Origin of the sequence: Pseudomonas sp. LAIL14HWK12:I1 (genome assembly GCF_003202095.1) — a bacterium.
GTDB lineage: Bacteria > Pseudomonadota > Gammaproteobacteria > Pseudomonadales > Pseudomonadaceae > Aquipseudomonas > Aquipseudomonas monteilii.
In genome coordinates this window covers 475,365-498,431 of sequence record NZ_QJKG01000001.1, presented here as the reverse complement: position 1 = coordinate 498,431, position 23,067 = coordinate 475,365, and the positions used below count along the sequence as shown (strand labels likewise).

The following is a 23,067-nucleotide window of genomic DNA, read 5'->3' as shown; positions in this document are numbered from 1 at the left end:
CTGTTACGGTATCCTTTACCGTCATCGAGCCGCACAAGAACAACGAGCCTGCCGCCATGACCAACCTGCTGCTGTACCAGCGTATCGCCCAGCAACTGGCCGATGACATCCGCCGCGGTGTCTACCAGCCAGGCGAGCGGGTACCCTCCGTGCGCAAGATGAGCGCCCAGCTCAATGTCAGCCATGCCACGGTGCTGCAGGCCTATGCCAACCTCGAAGATCAAGGCCTGATCCGTGCGCGGCCGCAGTCTGGCTACTATGTGCACCAGACGCCGGCCCTGACTGCGCAAACCCCCGACATTGCCCGGGTGGAGCGCCCTGGTCTGGTGACCCGTGCCAGCATCATCCAGCAAGTGCTCACCGAAGCGCGCCGCGATGGTGTATTTCCGTTCGGCGCTGCGGTGCCGCATGTCGACTACCTGCCGGTGCGTGCCCTGCACCAGCAAATTGCCAAGGTCACCCGCTTTCACAGCCCGCGCGCGTTCAGTTACATGTTCAGCCCGGGTTTCGAGCCGTTGCGCCGGCAGATTGCCATTCGCATGCGCGATGCCGGTGTACTGGTCGACCCGCGTGAAGTGATCGTGACCCACGGTTGCGTCGATGCGCTGCAAATGTCATTGCGTGTGCTGACGCGTCCGGGGGACTTGATCGCCGCCGAGTCGCCGACGTATTACGGCTTGCTGCAGCTGGCGGACCTGCTGGGCCTGAAGGTGATCGAAATCCCCAGCGACCCGTCCACGGGCATCAGCCTTGAAGCTTTGCAGCTGGCGGCCAACCAGTGGTCGATCAAGGCCCTGGTGCTCACCGCGCGGCTGAGCAACCCCTTGGGTGGCACCGTCCCGGAAGAGCGGCAGAAACAACTGCTGCGCCTGGCATCGGACTTCGATATCCAGATCATCGAGGACGATATCTATGGCGAGCTGATGTTCGAGCAGGGCAAGACCAAGGCGCTGAAGGCGTTCGACCGGCTGGACCGGGTAATCTATTGCTCAAGCTTCTCCAAGACGCTGTCCCCCGGCGTACGTGTTGGCTGGATGATTGCCGGGCGTTACCAGGACGAAATCCAGCGGCTGCAAACCTTCACTACCCACTCGGCGTGCAGCGTCACGCAAATGGGGGTGGCGGCCTACCTGGAGAATGGCGGCTACGACCGGCATCTGCGCTACATCCGTCAGGAGTATCGCAAGAACCTCAGCGCCTACCAGTTGGCAGTGCAGCAGCACTTCCCCGAAGGCACCCAGATGACCCGGCCTACGGGCGGTTTCATTCTGTGGGTGAGCCTGCCCGGGCGGGTCAACACGCAGGAGCTGCATGTGCGGGCGCTGGAGCAGGGCATCAGCATTGCGCCGGGGTTAATATTCAGTAATACAGAGCAGTTCAACCACTGCATCCGCCTTAATTGCGGTATTCCGTGGAACAAGGAGGCCGAGCGTGCCGTGATTACCCTCGGCTTGCTGGCTCAGCAGTTGTGCCGGGAGCCTGCGCTCACCCTTTTGTAAGGCTTGCCAGCTGCCTGTGGAACAGGGAGCATACGCACTTTTCCTGCCAGTCTGTCCATTTGCCATGAATGCTTTACGCCGTTTTGCCCTGATCTTGTGCCTCGCACCGTTCTGCTGTGCGCCAGCCATGGCTGCGCAGCCGGCCAGCCAGGCTCCGGTCACCCAGGGCAAGCCAGTGCAGAAAAAGGCGGCAGCCAAGCCTGTCCAGAAGCAGGCGGTAAAAAAAGCCGCCAACAGCAAGGCCAAGGCGCCCAAGCCGGTCAGCAAGGCGGTGGCCAAGCCGCTGCCAAAGGCAAAGCTTGACCTCAGCCTGCCGGTCGATATGGTCAACTCACTTGAGCCGAACGTTGGCACCCCGTCGCCGATTCAGCGACGCAAACCCTTGCTGCCGCCCATGTTCACCGAGAAACCAGAAACCAACGACAGCCCGTTCCAGCTCAATGGCCGGCTGATCAACAACGAAATGCAGTTGCAATTGCGCAACGACAGCCGTCATGACGTTGAAGGGGCGGCCATCGATTTCGAGTACCGGCAGTAGCAGTCAAACTGACTGCCGGGTCACTGCACATTTCATCGTGCCAGTAATTTCAAACGCCTGTTTGAGCGGTTACTATCCAGGGACGTTCGTCCCGTTTTGTTCCAGGGAGTCCTGATTTTGGTGAATAGCCATGAATTGTCGTGAGGGCTGCGGTGCCTGCTGCATCGCCCCGTCCATCACTTCTGCGATGCCGCGCATGCCCAATGGCAAGCCGGCGGGTGAGCGCTGCCTGCACCTGACGGCTGCCAACCTCTGCGACCTGTTTGGCAAGCCCGAGCGGCCGGCGGTGTGCGGTGGCTTCAAGGCGGATGTCGAGGTGTGCGGCAGCGACCGTGACGAGGCAATCAGGATTCTGGGTTGGTGGGAGCAGATGACGGCGGCGTGAGAGGCTGGATCTTCGACAACAAGGATAAACATGATGAGATCGTTCAAGCGTATTGCACTGCTGTGTGGCATGGGTGTTTTGCTGTCGCCGGTGGCCTGGGCCGAAAACTGGCAAGTGGCCAAGGACGAGGAGGGGATCAAGGTATCTCTCAGTGAAGTAGCCGGTTCCAAGTACAAGGCCTATCAAGGCGTTACCGTGATCAAGGCGCCGCTGGCCAAGGTGCAGGCGTTGCAGGAAGACGTGGTCGGCGCCTGTGCATGGATTCACGAGTGCAAGTCGCAAAAGCTGCTCAAGCATGAAGGCGACCAGAGCTGGACCTACACCCAGTTCAACACGCCGTGGCCAGTGACGCCGCGTGATTCGGTGTTGCATATCACCACGGTCAAGGGGGCTGATGGCAGCTTGACCCGTAATCTGGTCGAAGAGCCGACCTATGTCCCGGAAGAGAAGGGCTTTGTGCGGGTGGCGAAAGTGGAAGGCTTCTGGAAACTGGTGCCCAAGGGTGACAGCACCGAAGTGACCTACCAGGTGCACACCGAGCCGGGTGGTAGCGTGCCGGCGATGGTGGCCAACAAGTTCGTGGTGGATGCGCCGTTCAATACCCTGAAAGGGCTGCGGGAGCGGGCTGAGAAGAACTGAGGTTTGGTGTTGCCTGTGCCGGCCTCTTCGCTGGCACAGGAAAAAGCCAATAAAAAAAGGCTGCCCAAGGGCAGCCTTTTTGCGTTCGGCCAGTAAAGCTTACTTGCGGTCCTGCAGCGCAACGATGTCGCGCTTCTGCTCGCCGGTGTACAGCTGGCGCGGGCGGCCAATCTTGTACGGGCTGGAGAGCATTTCTTTCCAGTGCGAGATCCAGCCCACGGTACGTGCCAGGGCGAAGATCACGGTGAACATGCTGGTCGGAATGCCGATCGCCTTGAGGATGATCCCCGAGTAGAAGTCGACGTTCGGGTACAGCGAGCGCTCGATGAAGTAAGGATCGGTGAGGGCGATCTCTTCCAGGCGCATGGCCAGTTCCAGCTGCGGGTCGTTCTTGATGCCCAGCTCGCGCAGGACTTCGTCGCAGGTCTGCTTCATCACGGTGGCGCGCGGGTCGCGGTTCTTGTACACGCGGTGACCGAAGCCCATCAGCTTGAACGGGTCGTTCTTGTCCTTGGCCTTGGCGATGAACTTGTCGATGTTCGAAACATCGCCGATTTCATCGAGCATGGTCAGTACGGCTTCGTTCGCACCGCCGTGGGCCGGACCCCACAGTGCGGCGATACCGGCGGCGATACAGGCGAACGGGTTGGCACCCGACGAGCCGGCCAGGCGAACGGTGGAGGTGGAGGCATTCTGTTCGTGGTCGGCATGGAGGATGAAGATCCGGTCCATTGCCTTGGCCAGTACCGGGCTGATCGGTTTGATCTCGCACGGGGTGTTGAACATCATGTGCAGGAAGTTTTCCGCGTACGACAGGTCGTTGCGCGGGTACATCATCGGCTGGCCCATGGAGTACTTGTAAACCATCGCGGCCAGGGTCGGCATCTTGGCGACCAGGCGCACCGCGGAAATTTCGCGGTGTTGCGGGTTATTGATATCCAGGGAGTCGTGATAGAACGCCGACAGGGCGCCGACCACGCCACACATCACCGCCATCGGGTGAGCGTCGCGACGGAAACCGTTGAAGAAGGACTTCAGTTGCTCGTGAACCATGGTGTGGTTCTTGACGGTGCTGACGAACTGGGCCTTCTGCTCGGCATTCGGCAGTTCGCCGTTGAGCAGCAGGTAGCAGGTTTCGAGGTAGTCGGATTGTTCGGCGAGTTGTTCGATCGGGTAGCCGCGGTGCAGCAGGATCCCTTTGTCGCCGTCAATGTAGGTGATCTTCGACTCGCACGAGGCAGTCGCCATGAAACCAGGGTCGAAGGTGAAGTGACCAGTGGCCCCCAACCCGCGGACGTCGATTACATCAGGACCAACGGTGCCGGTTAAAATGGGCAGCTCGACGGGGGCAGCGCCCTCGATGACCAACTGCGCTTTTTTGTCAGCCATGTGGCCTCCTATTAATGCTAGAAATCATCAGACAGACCCCCCACGCAGGGCCCGCACCACTATAGAGGGATAAATTCAGATGTCAATTTGCCTAAAGGCTTGTTGAATCAAGCATTCAAGCCTGATTTTTCCCGAAATTCTCGCCCATTTACGCCTTTTGTTCGCTAAAGGCAATGCGCTATTTGGGCTACCCCGTCACGTTGTCATAAGCAGCCTAACTGTCTATACTCGGCACCCGACCGCCAGGGGCTTGCAAGCCCGAACTGCTGGGGGTCGCCGTTCCCTGGGTGGTGGGTACCTGACCAGTACACTTACCAACAACTTTGCCCTGATTCGCTAGGGGCTCTTCAGTGTGAAAAAAGCCGTGAAAAGCCAACGACCTGTAAACCTAGACCTAAGGACCATCAAGCTCCCCGTCACTGCGTACACGTCCATCCTGCACCGTATCTCCGGCGTCATCCTGTTCCTCGGCCTTGCCATCATGCTTTATGCACTGGGCAAGTCGCTGGGTTCCGAGGAAGGCTTCGGTGAGGTGAAGGCGTGTCTGACCAGCCCGCTGGCCAAATTCGTGACCTGGGGGCTGCTGTCTGCCCTGCTTTATCACCTCGTGGCAGGTGTTCGTCACCTGATCATGGACATGGGTATCGGTGAGACGCTGGAAGGCGGCAAGCTGGGCTCGAAAATCGTGATCGTCATCTCCGTGGTGCTGATCGTTCTGGTGGGAGTTTGGGTATGGTAACCAATGTCACGAACCTGTCGCGTTCGGGCCTCTATGACTGGATGGCGCAGCGCGTTTCTGCGGTCGTTCTCGCGGCTTACTTCCTCTTCCTGATCGGCTACGTGGTCGCCCACCCAGGCATCGACTACACCCAGTGGCATGGTCTGTTCTCCAACAACGCGATGCGGATCTTCAGTCTGCTGGCCCTCGTTGCCCTGGGCGCTCACGCCTGGGTCGGCATGTGGACCATTGCAACCGACTACCTGACGCCTATGTCGTTCGGCAAGTCGGCAACTGCGATTCGTTTCCTGTTCCAGGCGGTATGCGGCGTTGCGATGTTCGCTTACTTCGTCTGGGGTGTGCAGATTCTCTGGGGTATCTGATCCATGGCTAGCATTCCAACCATTTCCTTCGACGCCATCATCATCGGTGGCGGCGGCGCCGGCATGCGCGCCGCGCTGCAACTGGCTCAAGGCGGCCACAAGACTGCCGTAGTCACCAAAGTCTTCCCGACCCGTTCGCACACTGTATCCGCCCAGGGCGGCATCACCTGTGCCATCGCTTCGGCCGACCCGAACGACGACTGGCGCTGGCACATGTACGATACCGTCAAGGGCTCCGACTACATTGGTGACCAGGACGCTATCGAATACATGTGTCAGGAAGGCCCGGCTGCGGTCTTCGAACTGGACCACATGGGCCTGCCGTTCTCGCGTACCGAAACCGGTCGTATCTACCAGCGTCCGTTCGGTGGCCAGTCCAAGGACTTCGGTAAAGGTGGCCAGGCTGCCCGTACCTGTGCCGCTTCCGACCGTACCGGTCACGCGCTGCTGCACACCCTGTACCAGGGCAACCTGAAAGCAGGCACTACCTTCCTCAACGAGTACTACGCGGTTGACCTGGTGAAAAACCAGGACGGCGCGTTCGTCGGTGTGATCGCAATCTGCATCGAAACCGGCGAAACCATGTACATCAAGTCCAAGGCCACCGTTCTGGCCACTGGCGGTGCCGGTCGTATCTACGCCTCCACCACCAACGCCCTGATCAACACCGGTGACGGTATCGGCATGGCCCTGCGTGCAGGCGTACCGGTGCAGGACATCGAGATGTGGCAGTTCCACCCGACCGGTATCGCCGGCGCCGGTGTACTGGTAACCGAAGGTTGCCGTGGTGAAGGTGGCTACCTGATCAACGCCCACGGCGAGCGCTTCATGGAGCGTTACGCGCCGAACGCGAAAGACCTGGCCGGCCGCGACGTGGTTGCCCGTTCCATGGTCAAGGAAATCATCGCCGGCAACGGCGTGGGCCCGAACAAGGACCACGTACTGCTGAAGCTGGACCACCTGGGCGAGGAAGTGCTGCACAGCCGCCTGCCAGGTATCTGCGAACTGTCCAAGACCTTCGCCCACGTCGACCCTGTGGTCGCGCCTGTTCCGGTCGTACCGACCTGCCACTACATGATGGGCGGCGTTGCCACCAACATTCATGGCCAGGCCATCACCATGGACGCCGAAGGCAAGGACCAGATCATCCCGGGTCTGTTCGCCGTGGGTGAAGTGGCGTGCGTATCGGTACACGGTGCCAACCGCCTGGGCGGCAACTCGCTGCTCGACCTGGTGGTATTCGGTCGCGCCGCTGGCCTGCACCTGGAAAAATCGCTGTCCGACGGCGTGGAATACCGCGACGCCAGCGACACCGATATCGATGTGGCCCTGAACCGCCTGAACAAGCTCAACGAGCGTACTTCTGGCGAAGACGTTGCCAGCCTGAAGCGCGAGCTGCAGAGCTGCATGCAGAACTACTTCGGTGTATTCCGTACCGGCGAATACATGCAGAAGGGTATCGAGCAGCTGGCCGGCCTGCGTGACCGCATCGCCAACGTCAAGATCAACGACAAGTCCCAGGCCTTCAACACCGCGCGTATCGAAGCGCTGGAGCTGCAGAACCTGCTGGAAGTCGCCGAAGCTACCGCCATCGCGGCCGAAGCCCGTAAAGAGTCCCGCGGCGCTCACGCCCGTGAAGACTTCGAAGACCGTGACGACGAAAACTGGCTGTGCCACACCCTGTACTACCCGGGTGAGAAGCGCGTTGCCAAGCGTGGCGTCAACTTTGCGCCGAAGACTGTTCCAGCCTTCGAACCAAAAGTCCGGACTTACTAAGGGTGGCTGCTATGTTGAAAGTCGAAGTTTATCGTTACAACCCGGACACCGACTCGGCGCCCAAAATGGAGTCGTTCGACGTCGATACCGGCGGCAAGGACCTGATGGTTCTCGATGTATTGGCGCTGATCAAGGAAAAGGACGAAGGTTTCTCGTACCGTCGCTCCTGCCGTGAAGGCGTGTGCGGTTCCGACGGCATGAACATGAACGGCAAGAACGGCCTGGCCTGCATCACCCCGCTGTCGGCGGTGGTGAAGGGCAACAAGCTGGTGCTGCGTCCGCTGCCAGGCCTGCCGGTCATTCGTGACCTGGTGGTCGACATGAGCATCTTCTACAAGCAGTACGAGAAGGTGAAGCCGTTCCTGCAGAACGATACCCCGGCACCGGCCATCGAGCGCCTGCAGTCGCCGGAAGACCGTGACAAGCTGGACGGCCTGTACGAGTGCATCCTGTGCGCGTGCTGCTCGACGTCCTGCCCGTCGTTCTGGTGGAACCCGGACAAGTTCCTGGGCCCGGCTGCACTGCTGCAAGCCTACCGCTTCCTGGCTGACAGCCGCGATACCAAGACTCAGGAGCGCCTGGCGTCCCTGGATGACCCGTTCAGCGTATTCCGCTGCCGCGGGATCATGAACTGCGTAAACGTTTGCCCGAAAGGTCTGAACCCGACCAAGGCAATCGGTCACGTACGTAACATGCTGCTGCAAAGCGGCACCTGATACAAAGTGTTGTACCTGCAGTAAGCCGAGGTGCGGGTGGTGAGCCCGCACTGAGGTAAAACCCGAACAAGGGCCCACAAAGCCTGCGTTCATTACCTATGAAGATATGAGACCAGCAGGGGCTTTCCGGGCTGGTACCCGGAAAATCAGCAGGATCCAAGTGGCGTGGTTCAGTCGCTGTATTCGGACTTTTCCAGGTTTGCTGTGGCTCTCGCCGATCAGTCCCCTAATCGAGGGTGACCAAGCATGCAAGAAAGCGTGATGCAGCGCATGTGGGAAAGCGCCCACCTTTCAGGTGGTAACGCTGCATATGTGGAAGAGCTCTACGAGCTCTACCTGCACGACCCTAACGCTGTGCCAGAAGAGTGGCGCACCTACTTCCAGAAGTTGCCCGCCGACGGCAGCACCGCTACCGATGTATCGCACTCGACAATCCGCGACCATTTCGTACTGCTGGCAAAGAACCAGCGCCGCGCCCAACCGGTATCCGCCGGGAGCGTGAGCAGTGAACACGAGAAGAAGCAGGTTGAAGTTCTGCGACTGATCCAGGCCTATCGTATGCGCGGCCATCAGGCTGCCAAGCTCGACCCGTTGGGGTTGTGGCGGCGTCCTGCGCCCGTAGACCTGTCGATCAATCACTACGGCTTGACCAATGCCGATCTTGATACGACCTTCCGTGCCGGCGACCTGTTCATCGGCAAAGAGGAGGCGAGCCTACGCGAGATCTTCGAGGCGCTCCAGAAGACATATTGTCGCACCATTGGCGCCGAGTTCACCCACATCGTCGATTCCGAGCAGCGCAGCTGGTTCCAGCAGCGCCTGGAAAGCGTGCGCGGTCGTCCGGAGTTTTCCGCTGACGTGCAGGCTCACCTGCTCGAGCGCGTGACGGCCGGTGAAGGCCTTGAGAAATACCTGGGCACCAAGTACCCAGGCACCAAGCGTTTCGGCCTTGAGGGCGGCGAAAGCCTGATCCCGATGCTGGACGAGATGATTCAGCGTTCCGGCTCCTACGGCACCAAGGAAGTCGTGATCGGCATGGCCCACCGTGGCCGTCTGAACGTCCTGGTGAACACCTTCGGCAAGAACCCGCGCGAGCTGTTCGACGAGTTCGAAGGCAAGAAGATGAACGAGCTGGGCTCCGGTGACGTGAAGTATCACCAGGGCTTTTCCTCGAACGTGATGACCGCCGGTGGCGAAGTGCACCTGGCCATGGCGTTCAACCCGTCTCACCTGGAAATCGTATCGCCAGTGGTCGAAGGTTCGGTGCGCGCCCGTCAGGACCGCCGCAACGACACCGTTGGCGACAAGGTACTGCCGATCTCGATCCACGGCGACGCAGCGTTCGCCGGCCAGGGCGTGGTCATGGAAACCTTCCAGATGTCGCAGACCCGCGGTTTCAAGACCGGCGGCACCGTGCACATCGTGATCAACAACCAGGTGGGTTTCACCATCAGCAACCCGCTGGACGCGCGCTCTACCGAGTACGCCACCGACGTTGCCAAGATGATCCAGGCGCCGATCCTGCACGTGAACGGCGATGACCCGGAAGCGGTGCTGTTCGTCACCCAGCTGGCGATCGACTACCGCATGCAGTTCAAGCGTGACGTGGTGATCGACCTGGTCTGCTACCGTCGTCGCGGCCACAACGAGGCCGACGAGCCAAACGGTACCCAGCCGCTGATGTATCAGCAAATCAGCAAGCAGCGCACTACCCGTGAGCTGTACGCCGAGGCACTGATCCAGGCTGGCCGCATCGATGCCGAGCGCGCCCAGGCCAAGATCGACGAGTACCGCAACGCGCTGGACAACGGCCTGCACGTTGTGAAGAGCCTGGTCAAGGAGCCGAACCGCGAGCTGTTCGTCGACTGGCGCCCGTACCTGGGCCATGCCTGGACCGCACGTCACGACACCCGTTTCGACCTCAAGACCCTGCAAGACCTGTCGGCCAAGCTGCTGGAAATCCCGGAAGGCTTCGTCGTTCAGCGTCAGGTCGCGAAGATCTACGAAGACCGCCAGAAGATGCAGGCCGGTGGCTTGCCGATCAACTGGGGCTATGCAGAGACCATGGCTTACGCCACCCTGCAGTTCGAAGGTCACCCGATCCGCATGACCGGCCAGGACATCGGCCGTGGCACCTTCTCGCACCGTCACGCGGTGCTGCACAACCAGAAGGACGCCAGCACCTACGTACCGCTGAAGAACCTGTTCCCGGGCCAGCCGATGTTCGAGCTGTACGACTCCTTCCTGTCGGAAGAAGCGGTACTGGCGTTCGAATACGGCTACTCCACCACCACGCCGAACGCGCTGGTGATCTGGGAAGCCCAGTTCGGCGACTTCGCCAACGGTGCGCAAGTGGTGATCGACCAGTTCATCACCAGCGGCGAGCACAAGTGGGGCCGGCTGTGTGGCCTGACCATGCTGCTGCCCCACGGTTATGAAGGGCAGGGCCCGGAGCACTCCTCCGCGCGTCTGGAGCGTTACCTGCAGCTGTGCGCCGAGCACAACATCCAGGTGTGCGTACCGACCACCCCGGCTCAGATCTACCACCTGCTGCGTCGTCAGGTCATCCGTCCGCTGCGCAAGCCGCTGATCGTGCTGACGCCAAAGTCGCTGCTGCGCCACAAGCTGGCCGTCTCTACCCTGGAAGACCTGGCCGAGGGCTCGTTCCAGACCGTGATCCCGGAAATCGACACCCTCGATCCGGCCAAGGTCGAACGCCTGGTCCTGTGCGGTGGCAAGGTTTACTACGACCTGCTGGAAAAACGCCGTGCCGAAGGCCGCGAAGACATCGCCATCGTGCGTATCGAGCAGCTCTATCCGTTCCCGGAGGACGACCTGGTCGAAATCCTGGCGCCGTACACCAACCTCAAGCATGCGGTCTGGTGTCAGGAAGAGCCGATGAACCAGGGCGCCTGGTACAGCAGCCAGCACCACATGCGCCGTATCCTGGGCCGCCTCAACAAGGCGCTGGTCCTGGAATACGCCGGCCGCGACGCTTCTGCCGCGCCAGCCTGTGGTTACGCTTCGAAGCACGCCGAACAGCAGGAAAAACTGCTGCAAGACGCCTTCACTGTCTAACGCCTTCGCGCACCTGAAACCGAATTTAAGGAAACACTGATAATGGCTATCGAGATCAAAGCCCCAACCTTCCCGGAATCGGTTGCCGATGGCACCGTTGCCACCTGGCACAAGCAGCCGGGCGAAGCCGTCAAGCGTGACGAGCTGATCGTCGACATCGAGACCGACAAGGTCGTCCTGGAAGTGCTGGCCACCGCCGACGGCGTGCTGGGCGCCATCGTCAAGGGCGAGGGCGACACCGTCCTGTCCGACGAAGTGCTGGGTTCGATCGTTGAAGGCGGCGCTGCCGCCGCTGCACCTGCTGCTGCCCCGGCCGCTGCTGCTCCGGCTGCCGCTGCTGCCGATACTGGCGAAGACGACCCGATCGCTGCCCCGGCCGCGCGCAAGCTGGCTGAAGAAAACGGCATCGACCTTGCTGCCGTTGCCGGCACTGGCAAAGGTGGCCGCATCACCAAGGAAGACGTCGTAGCTGCCGTCGCCAACAAGAAGTCGGCGCCTGCCGCTGTCCCGGCTGCCAAGCCTGCTGCCGCTGCTGCTGCCCCGGTTGTCGTCGCCGCTGGTGACCGCACCGAGAAGCGCGTGCCGATGACCCGCCTGCGTGCCAAGATCGCCGAGCGTCTGGTCGAAGCCCAGTCGAGCATGGCCATGCTGACCACCTTCAACGAAGTGGACATGACCGAAGTCATGGCCCTGCGTTCGAAGTACAAGGACCTGTTCGAGAAGACCCACAACGGCGTACGCCTGGGCTTCATGTCGTTCTTCGTCAAGGCCGCCACCGAAGCCCTGAAGCGCTTCCCGGCTGTCAACGCCTCGATCGACGGCAACGACATCGTCTATCACGGCTACGCCGACGTCGGTGTTGCCGTGTCCAGCGACCGTGGCCTGGTGGTACCGGTACTGCGTAATGCCGAGTCGATGAGCCTGGCTGAAATCGAGAACGGCATCGCCACCTTCGGCAAGAAGGCCCGTGACGGCAAGCTGGCCATCGAAGAGATGACCGGTGGCACCTTCACCATCACCAACGGTGGTACCTTCGGTTCGATGATGTCGACCCCGATCGTCAACCCGCCGCAGGCCGCTATCCTCGGCATGCACAACATCATCCAGCGTCCGATGGCCATCAATGGCCAGGTCGTGATTCGCCCGATGATGTACCTGGCGCTGTCGTACGATCACCGCCTGATCGATGGCAAGGAAGCGGTAACCTTCCTGGTCACCATCAAGAACCTGCTGGAAGATCCGTCTCGCCTGCTGCTGGACATCTAACCCTCTGGCTGCGTACCGTGCCGGCCCTGGCTTCGCAAGAAGCCATGCCGCGCGGTTCGCGGCTTGTAGCTTGTAGCTGATAAGGAATCTTTTATGACCCAGAAATTCGACGTAGTGGTGATTGGTGCAGGTCCTGGCGGCTATGTGGCTGCCATCAAGGCTGCCCAACTTGGTCTGAAGACTGCCTGTATCGAGAAGTACACCGACGCCGAGGGCAAGCTGGCCCTGGGCGGTACCTGCCTGAACGTAGGTTGCATTCCTTCCAAGGCGCTGCTGGACAGCTCCTGGAAATACAAGGAAGCCAAAGAGAGCTTCAACGTCCACGGTATCTCCACGGGTGAAGTGAAGATGGACGTCGCCGCGATGGTTGGCCGCAAGGCTGGCATCGTCAAGAACCTGACCGGTGGCGTTGCCACCCTGTTCAAGGCCAACGGCGTTACTTCGATCCAGGGCCACGGCAAGCTGCTGGCAGGCAAGAAAGTCGAAGTCACCAAGGCTGACGGCACCACTGAAGTCATCGAAGCCGAGAACGTGATCCTGGCTTCCGGTTCGCGCCCGATCGACATTCCGCCGGCTCCGGTCGACCAGAACGTCATCGTCGACTCCACCGGCGCCCTGGAATTCCAGGCCGTACCGAAGCGCCTGGGCGTTATCGGTGCCGGCGTGATCGGCCTGGAGCTGGGCTCGGTCTGGGCTCGCCTGGGTGCTGAAGTCACCGTCCTGGAAGCCTTGGACACCTTCCTGATGGCTGCTGACACCGCCGTGTCGAAAGAAGCCCAGAAGACCCTGACCAAGCAAGGCCTGGACATCAAGCTGGGCGCTCGCGTCACCGGCTCGAAAGTCAACGGCAACGAAGTTGAAGTGACCTACACCAACGCCGAAGGCGAGCAGAAGATCACCTTCGACAAGCTGATCGTTGCGGTCGGCCGTCGCCCTGTAACCACCGACCTGCTGGCGGCCGACAGCGGCGTGACCATCGACGAGCGTGGCTACATCTTCGTCGACGACTACTGCGCTACCAGCGTGCCGGGCGTATACGCCATCGGTGACGTGGTACGCGGCATGATGCTGGCCCACAAGGCCTCGGAAGAGGGCATCATGGTTGTCGAGCGCATCAAAGGCCACAAGGCCCAGATGAACTACGACCTGATCCCTTCGGTTATCTACACCCACCCGGAAATCGCGTGGGTCGGCAAGACCGAACAGGCCTTGAAGGCCGAAGGCGTTGAGGTTAACGTGGGCACCTTCCCGTTCGCGGCCAGCGGCCGTGCGATGGCAGCCAACGACACCGGTGGTTTCGTCAAGGTCATCGCCGATGCCAAGACCGACCGCGTCCTGGGTGTACACGTGATTGGCCCATCGGCTGCCGAACTGGTGCAGCAGGGCGCAATCGCAATGGAATTCGGCACCAGTGCCGAGGATCTGGGCATGATGGTCTTCAGCCATCCAACCCTGTCCGAAGCGTTGCATGAAGCAGCGCTGGCAGTGAATGGCGGCGCCATTCACGTGGCCAACCGTAAGAAGCGTTAATTATAAGAAACCACGGCGGGCAGCCCGTCGTGAGTCTTGCGTGCATGACTCACCGCGGAACGTCCGCCGGACCGGATCACACGGGAAAACCCGGGGTCAACGGTCACAGGTGGTGCGGCGCCAGTAATGGCGCAGCGCCGAAGCGCAGTACCTAACGAAGACGGTAAAAAGCATGAATCTTCACGAGTATCAGGGTAAGCAGCTGTTCGCTGAATACGGCCTGCCAGTTTCCAAGGGTTTCGCAGTCGATACCCCTGAGCAAGCTGCAGAAGCCTGCGACAAGATCGGCGGGAACGAGTGGGTGGTAAAAGCCCAGGTTCACGCGGGTGGTCGCGGTAAAGCGGGCGGCGTCAAGCTGGTTCGCAGCAAGGAAGACGCCAAGGCGTTCGCTGCACAGTGGTTGGGCAAAAATCTGGTTACCTACCAGACTGATGCCAACGGTCAACCCGTCTCCAAGATTCTGGTCGAATCCTGCACTGACATCTCCAAAGAGCTGTACCTGGGCGCTGTAGTCGATCGTTCGAGCCGCCGTATCGTGTTCATGGCTTCCACCGAAGGTGGCGTGGACATCGAGAAAGTCGCTCACGAAACGCCTGAGAAAATCCTCAAGGCCACCATCGACCCACTGGTCGGCGCTCAGCCGTTCCAGGGTCGCGAGCTGGCATTCCAGCTGGGTCTGGAAGGCAAGCAAGTTCAACAGTTCGCCAAGATCTTCGTGGGCCTGGCCAAGCTGTTCAAGGATCACGACCTGGCGCTGCTGGAAGTGAACCCGCTGGTGATCAAGGCCGACGGCGACCTGCACTGCCTCGATGCCAAGATCAACATCGACGCCAACGCCATGTACCGTCAGCCTAAGCTGAAAACCTTCCACGACCCGTCGCAGGACGACGCCCGTGAAGCCCACGCTGCCAAGTTCGAACTGAACTACGTTGCCCTCGAAGGCAACATCGGCTGCATGGTCAACGGTGCCGGCCTGGCCATGGGTACCATGGACATCGTCAACCTGCACGGCGGCAAGCCGGCCAACTTCCTCGACGTTGGCGGCGGTGCTACCAAAGAGCGCGTTACCGAAGCGTTCAAGATCATTCTGTCCGACAGCAACGTCGCGGCCGTTCTGGTCAACATCTTCGGCGGCATCGTTCGCTGCGACATGATTGCCGAAGGCATCATCGGTGCAGTGAAAGAAGTCGGCGTTAAAGTTCCGGTTGTTGTTCGCCTTGAAGGTAACAACGCCGAACTGGGCGCTAAAGTACTGGCAGAAAGCGGTTTGAACATCATTGCGGCAACCAGCCTGACCGACGCTGCTCAACAAGTTGTCAAAGCTGCGGAGGGCAAGTAATGAGCGTCCTGATCAATAAAGACACCAAAGTCATCTGCCAGGGCTTCACCGGCTCGCAGGGTACTTTCCACTCCGAACAAGCCATCGCCTACGGCACCAAGATGGTCGGCGGCGTAACCCCAGGCAAGGGTGGCACCACCCACCTGGGCCTGCCGGTGTTCAACACCGTCAAGGAAGCCGTTGAAGCTACCGGCGCTGACGCTTCGGTCATCTACGTACCAGCTCCGTTCTGCAAAGACTCGATCCTGGAAGCGGCCTTCGGCGGCATCAAGCTGATCGTGTGCATCACCGAAGGCATTCCTACCCTGGACATGCTGGATGCCAAGGTCAAGTGCGACGAGCTGGGCGTTACCCTGATCGGCCCTAACTGCCCAGGTGTCATCACCCCGGGCGAGTGCAAGATCGGCATCATGCCAGGCCACATCCACCTGCCAGGCAAGGTCGGTATCGTTTCGCGTTCCGGCACCCTGACTTACGAAGCTGTGAAGCAGACCACCGACGCCGGCTTCGGCCAGTCGACCTGCGTCGGCATCGGCGGTGACCCGATCCCGGGCTCCAACTTCATCGACATCCTGAAGCTGTTCCAGGAAGACCCGAAGACCGAAGCGATCGTCATGATCGGTGAGATCGGCGGTTCGGCTGAAGAAGAAGCTGCGGCCTACATCAAGGCCCACGTGACCAAGCCAGTCGTTTCCTACATCGCCGGTGTTACCGCACCTGCGGGCAAGCGCATGGGCCACGCTGGCGCCATCATCTCCGGCGGCAAGGGCACTGCAGACGAGAAGTTCGCTGCTCTGCAGGACGCGGGTGTGAAGACCGTGCGTTCCCTGGCTGACATCGGCAAGGCCCTGGCCGAGCTGACTGGCTGGGAAGCCAAGAAGTAATACTGCTACACCCCCCACGCGCACAGAGGCCACCTTCGGGTGGCCTTTGTCGTTTTAGCGTTGGGTATTTTTGTAAAGGTGGAAAATTCGATGGCCCTCATCAGGTTTTTCCACCAGACATTCGCACTAATTGGCAATAAATTATCGCCCGACACAGATAACCAGACGACAAACATGTACGCACATCGGACAAGCAGCACTGTAACAGTGCGTTTGTCGGGTAAAACGGTTAGTCTACGCGTTCACTTTGTGCCCGCTCCCCAAAAGGGAACGACACGCTAAACGGGTCTGGCCTATAAGGCCGGGCAGCATTTCCCTCACCCATAGGGAAATCCCCTCTCGAATCCCGATTTCAGCAGTGTGGTACTACCTTAAATGAAAGTTCTCAAAGGCCAGGACATCCTGGCGCTTGGCTTTATGACGTTTGCGCTTTTCGTAGGTGCAGGCAATATCATCTTCCCGCCTATCGTCGGTCTGCAGTCTGGCCCGCACGTATGGATGGCTGCACTGGGCTTCCTGGTGACCGCCGTGGGCCTGCCGGTCATCACCGTGGTCGCCCTGGCCAAGGTCGGCGGCGGTATGGATGCGTTGAGCAGCCCGATCGGCAAGTTCTTCGGCGGCCTGCTGGCGGCTGTGTGCTACCTGTCGGTCGGCCCGCTGTTCGCGACGCCGCGTACGGCGACCGTGTCGTTCGAAGTGGGTGTGGCGCCGCTGACCGGTGAAAGCCCGTTGGCGCTGTTTATCTACAGCCTGGTCTACTTCATCGTGGTGCTGGCAGTGTCCATGTACCCGGGCAAACTGCTCGATACCGTGGGCCGCTTCCTGGCACCGTTGAAGATCATCGCCTTGGCCGTGCTGGGCATTGCTGCCTTCGCGCTGCCGGCCGGCACCATTGGCGAAGCACAGCCTGCCTATGCCGCCGCTGCGTTCTCCAAGGGCTTCTCCGATGGCTACCTGACCATGGATACCCTGGGTGCCCTGGTGTTCGGTATCGTCATCGTCAACGCCATCCGTTCGCGCGGTGTCGAGTCGCCGAAGCTGATTACCCGCTACGCCATCATCGCCGGCCTGATCGCCGGTGTCGGCCTGGCTTTGGTGTACATCAGCCTGTTCCGCCTGGGCGCCACCAGCCACGACATCGCGGCTGACGCCACCAACGGTGCGGCGGTTCTGCATGCCTACGTGCAGCATACCTTCGGTTCGTTGGGTAGCGGTTTCCTGGCCGTGCTGATTGCACTGGCCTGCCTGGTGACCGCTGTCGGCCTGACCTGCGCCTGCGCCGAGTACTTCAGCCAGATTCTGCCGCTGTCGTACCGGGCACTGGTGGTGATCCTGGCGGGCTTCTCGCTGTTGATCTCCAACCTGGGCCTGACCAAGCTGATCATGTTCTCGATCCCGGTGCTTACTGCCATCTACCCGCCTTGCATCGTGGTGGTTGGCCTGAGCTTCGTGAAGGACCTGTGGAACTCGCCGACCCGCATTCTGGCGCCGGTGATGCTGGTGTCGCTGGTGTTCGGCATGGTTGATGCGATCAAGGGCAGCAGCATTGCCCATGTGCTGCCGGACTTCATGGCGCACTTGCCGCTGAGCGACCAAGGCCTGGCCTGGCTGGTGCCTTCGGTGGTGACCCTGGTGGGTGCCGTGGCCTGCGACCGCATGCTCGGCAAGCCGCGCGAAGCGCTGGCCTGATAGTCGAAGCCTGAGGGCGGCACCGGCCACAAGCCAAAAGGGTGCTCGCCAACGGCCCAGACGCGAAAGCCCCGTATCCGCAAGGATGCGGGGTTTTTTATTGGCGGCATGATCAGTGCGTTTTTCAGGGTGGACTTGTGCCTTTTACCGCTTGCCAGCGTCGAAACCCGGTCCCTATCCTCTAGGCATCTGGCCCATTCGGGAACCCTGCATGAACTTCATCCAAAGCAACTTCAACAACCTCCTGGCCATCGCCTGGTTTGCCCTGTGCTGGGGCGGTTATACCCGTTATGCCATCTGGAAGGGGCGTGACACCGCGTGCCTGGCCAGCGTGCTGCACTTGTACCGTGAAGACTGGATGCGCCGCATGCTGTTGCGCGACAACCGAATCGCCGATGCCAGCGTAATCGGCAACCTTGAGCGCAACGCATCGTTCTTTGCGTCCAGCACGCTGATCATTCTTGCCGGCATCCTTACCGTGCTGGGTGCCTCTGACCGGGCGCTGTCGCTGCTGGCCGACCTGCCGTTGGTGCAACAGACCTCCCAGGGGATGTCGGAGATCAAGCTGCTGTGCCTGGCCACGGTCTTCGTCTATGCCTTCTTCACTTTTAGCTGGTGCATGCGCCAGTACAACTTTGCCGCCGTGCTGGTGGGTTCTGCACCGATGATCGGTGAACGGTTGGTCAATGAGCTGGAGCGCAAGGCCTTCGCCTTGCGGGCCGCGCGTGTGCTGTCGCTGGCGGCCAACCAGTTCAACCTGGGGTTGCGCTCTTACTACTTCGGCATGGCCATGTTGAGCTGGTTCATCAGCCCGTGGTTGTTCATGGTCATGAGTGTCGGTGTCGTCTTGATTTTGTATCGCCGCGAGTTCCATTCGGATGTGCTGGATGTGATGGTGTTCACACCCACGGAAAGTGTGCCTAACGAACCGGGCAGGGAAAGTACCGTAGCAGGTAACTGAAACGTTTAATCTTTAAATTGAAGGCACAAAAAAACCCGACAGCGTCGGGTTTTTTTGTTTTAGCCAATTACTGCTTGGCTGGTTCTGCCGGAGCAGCAGGAGCAGCTTCTGTCGCCGGAGCGGCTGGGGCGGCTTCTGGAGCCGGAGTAGCCGGAGCGGCTTCTTCAGCAGCTTTCTGCTCGGCTTCAGCCTGATCTTTGGCGGCTTCGGCGTTTTCCTTGGCGGCCTCGTTCATTTTATCCTGAGCTTCACCCATTTTTTCCTGGGCTTGCTCGGCATGTTGCTGTGCGTCCTGGGCTTTGTCTTCGCTCGCTTTATCGCAAGCGGCCAGGCCCATGGCAGCGGCCAGCATCAGAGCAAAAGCAAAAGGTTTACGCATGGGGGTGTTTCTCCTTGGTGGAATAAGTGACTTGTTCCTTCGAGTGCAACTACGCGGAATAAGTTCCGCGAAGGTTACAGATATATAACGCCCCGTTCTAGATAGACTTTTTAACGATTTTATGCCGCTGAGGCAGTGCGGATGGAAACAGCGAATGAGCGATTCAACCTTGATGGCCATGGCCGACCGTTTCCTCTCGGCGCTTAGACATTGTCAGTTGCTGCAGATGCGTGTGGCGAGAGCCGATGCCGATGGCATGACCCTGGTCATGCCCTGGTCGGCCGCCATTGTCGGTAACCCGCAGACCGGCGCTGTGCATGGCGGCGCCCTGACCACACTGATGGACACCACCTGCGGCATGGCCACGCTGTGCGTGCTGCCGCGCTTCGAGGTGTGCCCGACACTGGACCTGCGCATCGACTACATGCACCCGGCCGAAGCCGGCAAGGACATCTACGGCCATGCCCAGTGCTACCGGGTGACCCGCGACGTGATCTTTACCCGTGGTACCGCCTACCAAGACGATCCCGAACAGCCGATTTGCCAGGTGGTGGGCACGTTCATGCGCCTGGGGCAGGAGATCAAGGGCGGTATCCGTTTCGGCAATAGCCTGAAGGAGGGCGGGGCATGATTCCACACGCGGTTCGTCAACAGCTCAACGCCGCCCACGCGGTGGGCGACTACGGGCCATTGCTGGCGCTGATCCCTTATGCCGGGCTGATTGGTATCGAATGCGAACGTCAGGGCGACGACCTGCTGTTCCGCCTGCCGGCCAGCCCGGACAACATCGGCAACCCGTTGCTGCCCGCCATCCACGGTGGTGTGATTGCGGGGTTCATGGAGCTGTCCGCGGCCTTGTACCTGTTGATCTACAGCGAAAGTGCGAGCATCCCGAAGATCATCGATTTCTCGATTGACTACCTGCGTGCCGGGCATTTTCGCGATACCTACGCCCAGTGCCAGCTGTGGCGCCAGGGGCGACGGGTGACGAATGTCGCCATTACCGCCTGGCAGGGCGACAGGCAATCACCTATTGCCACGGCCCGCGCGCATTTCAAGATCGAACCGGAAAAGCCCTTGAAATCATCCGGGCAGCCCCCATCTGAATGACATCCGCCGCTAAGGCAGGCCGAACTGGCCGCCAGGCGCCCACTGCCATCAGATCGGAGTTTCGAAGACCATGACTGTGGAAACACAAAAGGAAACGTTGGGCTTCCAGACCGAGGTAAAGCAACTGCTGCACCTCATGATTCATTCGCTGTATTCGAACAAGGAAATCTTCCTGCGGGAGCTGATTTCCAACGCCTCCGACGCGGCCGACAAGCTGCGCTTCGAGGCCCTGGCCAAGCCAGAACTGCTTGAAGGCGACGCCGACCTGAAGATTCGCCTGAGCTTCGACAAGGACGCCGGTACCGTCACCCTCGAAGACAACGGCATCGGCATGAGCCGTGAAGACGTCATCGCCCACCTGGGTACCATTGCCAAGTCCGGCACTGCCGACTTCATGAAGAACCTCACCGGTGACCAGAAGAAGGACTCGCACCTGATCGGTCAGTTCGGCGTGGGCTTCTACTCCGCGTTCATCGTGGCCGACAAGGTCGACGTTTACAGCCGCCGTGCCGGCCAGCCAGCCGCCGAAGGCGTGCACTGGTCGTCGAAAGGTGAGGGTGAGTTCGAAGTCGCCACTATCGACAAGCCTCAGCGCGGTACCCGCATCGTCCTGCACCTGAAGCAGGAAGAAAAAGAGTTTGCCGATGGCTGGCGCCTGCGCAACGTGGTCAAGAAGTACTCCGACCACATCGCCCTGCCTATCCAGCTGCCGAAAGAACAAGCAGCCGCCGAAGGCGAAGAACAGCCGGCCGAAGAGTGGGAAACCGTCAACCGTGCCAGCGCCCTGTGGACCCGTTCGCGCACCGAGGTGAAGGACGAGGAATACCAGGAGTTCTACAAGCACATCGGCCATGACTTCGAAAACCCGCTGGCCTGGAGCCACAACAAGGTTGAAGGCAAGCTCGAATACAACTCGCTGCTGTATGTGCCGGCCCGCGCGCCATTCGACCTGTACCAGCGTGAAGCACCGCGCGGCCTGAAGCTGTACGTGCAGCGCGTGTTCATCATGGACCAGGCCGAGTCGTTCCTGCCGCTGTACCTGCGCTTCATCAAGGGCGTGGTCGACTCCAACGACCTGTCGCTGAACGTGTCGCGTGAAATCCTGCAGAAAGACCCGATCATCGACTCGATGAAGACCGCGCTGACCAAGCGCGTGCTCGACATGCTGGAAAAACTGGCGAAGAACGAGCCCGAGCAGTACAAGGGCTTCTGGAAGAACTTCGGCCAGGTGCTGAAGGAAGGCCCGGCCGAAGACTTCGCCAACAAGGAGAAAATCGCCGGCCTGTTGCGCTTTGCCTCCACCCAGGACGACAGTGGCGAGCAGAGCGTCGCCCTGGCCGACTACGTGGCCCGCGCCAAGGAAGGTCAGGACAAGATCTACTACCTCACCGGCGAGTCGTATGCGCAGGTCAAGAACAGCCCGCACCTGGAAGTCTTCCGCAAGAAAGGCATCGAAGTGCTGCTGCTGACCGACCGCATTGACGAGTGGCTGATGAGCTACCTCAACGAGTTCGACGGCAAGGCGTTTGTCGACGTCGCCCGTGGCGACCTGGACCTGGGCAAGCTGGATTCGGAAGAAGACAAGAAAGCCCAGGAAGAAGTGGCCAAGGACAAGGAAGGCCTGGTCGAGCGCCTGAAAGGCGCGCTGGGTGACAGCGTGGCCGAAGTGCGCGTGTCGCACCGCCTGACCGACTCCCCGGCGATTCTGGCCATTGGCGAGCAGGACCTGGGCCTGCAGATGCGTCAGATTCTGGAGGCCAGCGGGCAGAAGGTGCCGGAATCCAAGCCGATCTTCGAGTTCAACCCGACCCACCCGCTGATTGAAAAGCTGGACAACGAGCAGAGCGAAGACCGCTTCGCCGAGCTGTCGCACATCCTGTTCGATCAAGCGGCCCTGGCGGCCGGTGATAGCCTGAAGGACCCGGCGGCCTACGTTCGTCGCCTGAACAAGCTGCTGGTCGAGCTGTCTGCTTGAGTTGATGCTTAGGAAAGCCCGCTTCGGCGGGCTTTTTTCATGGCGGACTTTTTAGAATAAGTGCCTAAGGAGTGCTTGATGAGCAAGGTAATCGTCGAATCGCTGGTTTATCACCTGTCCGGCAAAACCTACGAAAGCCGCTTGGTCTATGAACCAGGGGCGCTGGGCCGTCCAGGCCTGGTGATGGCGCCGAACTGGATGGGCATTGGCGAAGGGGCTGAGCGCATTGCCAAGGAAGTGGCTGAGAAGGGCTATGTGGTGCTGATTGCCGACCTGTACGGGCAGTCGGTGCGCCCGTCTAACGCCGACGAGGCTGGCGCGGCGATGATGCCATTGAAGAACGACCGGGGCGAACTGCGCAAGCGCATGCAGGAAGCCCTGGCGCAGCTGTTGGGGCAGTCGAAGGCGCTGCTGGAGCCAGGCAAGGTCGGCACGTTTGGCTTCTGCTTTGGTGGCTGCTGTGCACTGGAGCTGGCCCGTGCCGGTGCCGATCTGCGTGCGGCGGTGTCGTTCCATGGCACGCTGGATACGCCAAACCCGGAGGATGCCAAGCGCATCAAGGGCTCGGTGCTGGTGTTGCATGGGGCTTGCGACCCGCTGGTGCCAAAGGAACAGTTGCCAGCATTTGAAGACGAGATGAGCGCGGCCAAGGTGGATTGGCAGTTGTTGAGCTATGGCGGGGCGGTGCACTCGTTTACCGATCCGAGTGCCAATGTGCCGGGCAAGATGCAGTATGACCGGCGCACCTCGGAGCGGGCGTTCCGCTCGATGCATAACCTGCTGACAGAAGTGTTCCAGCGCTGACTGTGATTT

Annotated in this window: 21 protein-coding genes; 19 read left to right on the top strand and 2 right to left on the bottom strand. The window is 60.4% G+C overall.

Translation table 11 applies throughout. The features are described from left to right. The first annotated feature begins 56 nt into the window (after window positions 1-56). The 4 genes from D906_RS02325 (at window position 57) to D906_RS02310 (ending at window position 3,061) form a co-directional block, all read left to right on the top strand. Window positions 57-1,499 (top strand): PLP-dependent aminotransferase family protein, encoded by a 1,443-nt coding sequence (locus tag D906_RS02325; protein ID WP_012273358.1) that lies wholly within the window; start codon window positions 57-59, stop codon window positions 1,497-1,499. Window positions 1,500-1,563: 64 nt separating this feature from the next. Continuing rightward, a complete protein-coding gene (locus tag D906_RS02320; protein WP_027608712.1) occupies window positions 1,564-2,037 on the top strand; it encodes a hypothetical protein in 474 nt (157 codons plus the stop codon). Window positions 2,038-2,167: 130 nt separating this feature from the next. Continuing rightward, on the top strand, window positions 2,168-2,422 hold the full coding sequence (locus tag D906_RS02315) for a YkgJ family cysteine cluster protein (RefSeq protein ID WP_009684718.1): 255 nt from the start codon (window positions 2,168-2,170) through the stop codon (window positions 2,420-2,422). 33 nt (window positions 2,423-2,455) lie between these two features. Then, window positions 2,456-3,061, top strand: a complete 606-nt coding sequence (locus tag D906_RS02310) for an START domain-containing protein (RefSeq protein WP_025753288.1) — start codon at window positions 2,456-2,458, stop codon at window positions 3,059-3,061. A 99-nt stretch (window positions 3,062-3,160) separates the two neighbouring features. Here D906_RS02310 and gltA read toward each other — a convergent pair whose 3' ends face one another. After that, window positions 3,161-4,450 (bottom strand): citrate synthase, encoded by a 1,290-nt coding sequence (gltA, locus tag D906_RS02305; RefSeq protein WP_016711651.1) that lies wholly within the window; start codon window positions 4,448-4,450, stop codon window positions 3,161-3,163. 352 nt (window positions 4,451-4,802) lie between these two features. Here gltA and sdhC point away from each other — a divergent pair, with 352 nt between their 5' ends. The 11 genes from sdhC (at window position 4,803) to D906_RS02250 (ending at window position 18,790) form a co-directional block, all read left to right on the top strand. Next, window positions 4,803-5,189, top strand: a complete 387-nt coding sequence (gene sdhC, locus D906_RS02300; RefSeq protein ID WP_012315350.1) for a succinate dehydrogenase, cytochrome b556 subunit — start codon at window positions 4,803-4,805, stop codon at window positions 5,187-5,189. After that, window positions 5,183-5,551 carry a succinate dehydrogenase, hydrophobic membrane anchor protein gene (gene sdhD, locus D906_RS02295; protein ID WP_003254214.1) on the top strand — a complete coding sequence of 123 codons (369 nt, stop codon included), beginning with the start codon at window positions 5,183-5,185 and terminating at the stop codon, window positions 5,549-5,551. Before sdhC ends, sdhD begins: the two co-directional genes overlap by 7 nt. Before the next feature lie 3 nt (window positions 5,552-5,554). After that, window positions 5,555-7,327: a succinate dehydrogenase flavoprotein subunit gene (gene sdhA / locus D906_RS02290; RefSeq protein WP_016711650.1), complete on the top strand. Its 1,773-nt coding sequence runs from the start codon at window positions 5,555-5,557 to the stop codon at window positions 7,325-7,327. Between the two features lie 11 nt (window positions 7,328-7,338). Further along, complete coding sequence (locus D906_RS02285) at window positions 7,339-8,043, top strand: succinate dehydrogenase iron-sulfur subunit (RefSeq protein WP_016711649.1); 705 nt, start codon at window positions 7,339-7,341, stop codon at window positions 8,041-8,043. A 246-nt stretch (window positions 8,044-8,289) separates the two neighbouring features. Beyond that, window positions 8,290-11,121 (top strand): 2-oxoglutarate dehydrogenase E1 component, encoded by a 2,832-nt coding sequence (locus D906_RS02280; protein ID WP_027615098.1) that lies wholly within the window; start codon window positions 8,290-8,292, stop codon window positions 11,119-11,121. Between the two features lie 42 nt (window positions 11,122-11,163). After that, window positions 11,164-12,387 carry a 2-oxoglutarate dehydrogenase complex dihydrolipoyllysine-residue succinyltransferase gene (gene odhB / locus D906_RS02275; protein ID WP_027615097.1) on the top strand — a complete coding sequence of 408 codons (1,224 nt, stop codon included), beginning with the start codon at window positions 11,164-11,166 and terminating at the stop codon, window positions 12,385-12,387. 93 nt (window positions 12,388-12,480) lie between these two features. Then, entirely contained in the window at window positions 12,481-13,917 is a 1,437-nt protein-coding gene (gene lpdA, locus D906_RS02270) for a dihydrolipoyl dehydrogenase (protein WP_003254207.1), read from the top strand. A gap of 172 nt (window positions 13,918-14,089) precedes the next feature. Then, window positions 14,090-15,256 (top strand): ADP-forming succinate--CoA ligase subunit beta, encoded by a 1,167-nt coding sequence (gene sucC, locus D906_RS02265; protein WP_027615096.1) that lies wholly within the window; start codon window positions 14,090-14,092, stop codon window positions 15,254-15,256. Then, window positions 15,256-16,140, top strand: coding sequence for a succinate--CoA ligase subunit alpha (gene sucD, locus D906_RS02260; RefSeq protein ID WP_003254203.1), 885 nt, complete (start codon window positions 15,256-15,258; stop codon window positions 16,138-16,140). The genes sucC and sucD overlap by 1 nt, the downstream gene beginning before the upstream one ends. A gap of 375 nt (window positions 16,141-16,515) precedes the next feature. After that, complete coding sequence (brnQ, locus tag D906_RS02255) at window positions 16,516-17,829, top strand: branched-chain amino acid transport system II carrier protein (protein ID WP_016711645.1); 1,314 nt, start codon at window positions 16,516-16,518, stop codon at window positions 17,827-17,829. A gap of 211 nt (window positions 17,830-18,040) precedes the next feature. Beyond that, on the top strand, window positions 18,041-18,790 hold the full coding sequence (locus tag D906_RS02250) for a DUF599 domain-containing protein (RefSeq protein WP_025753308.1): 750 nt from the start codon (window positions 18,041-18,043) through the stop codon (window positions 18,788-18,790). Window positions 18,791-18,857: 67 nt separating this feature from the next. Here the strand turns inward: D906_RS02250 and D906_RS02245 are convergent, their stop codons facing one another. Beyond that, on the bottom strand, window positions 18,858-19,169 hold the full coding sequence (locus tag D906_RS02245) for a hypothetical protein (RefSeq protein WP_016711643.1): 312 nt from the start codon (window positions 19,167-19,169) through the stop codon (window positions 18,858-18,860). Between the two features lie 154 nt (window positions 19,170-19,323). Here D906_RS02245 and D906_RS02240 point away from each other — a divergent pair, with 154 nt between their 5' ends. From D906_RS02240 to D906_RS02225, 4 genes are all read left to right on the top strand, one after another. Next, entirely contained in the window at window positions 19,324-19,800 is a 477-nt protein-coding gene (locus D906_RS02240) for a PaaI family thioesterase (RefSeq protein WP_019099698.1), read from the top strand. Next, window positions 19,797-20,279 (top strand): PaaI family thioesterase, encoded by a 483-nt coding sequence (locus D906_RS02235; RefSeq protein WP_016711641.1) that lies wholly within the window; start codon window positions 19,797-19,799, stop codon window positions 20,277-20,279. The genes D906_RS02240 and D906_RS02235 overlap by 4 nt, the downstream gene beginning before the upstream one ends. Before the next feature lie 70 nt (window positions 20,280-20,349). Beyond that, a complete protein-coding gene (htpG, locus tag D906_RS02230) occupies window positions 20,350-22,254 on the top strand; it encodes a molecular chaperone HtpG (protein WP_016711640.1) in 1,905 nt (634 codons plus the stop codon). Between the two features lie 78 nt (window positions 22,255-22,332). Beyond that, a complete protein-coding gene (locus D906_RS02225) occupies window positions 22,333-23,058 on the top strand; it encodes a dienelactone hydrolase family protein (RefSeq protein WP_025753311.1) in 726 nt (241 codons plus the stop codon). Window positions 23,059-23,067 lie beyond the last annotated feature (9 nt).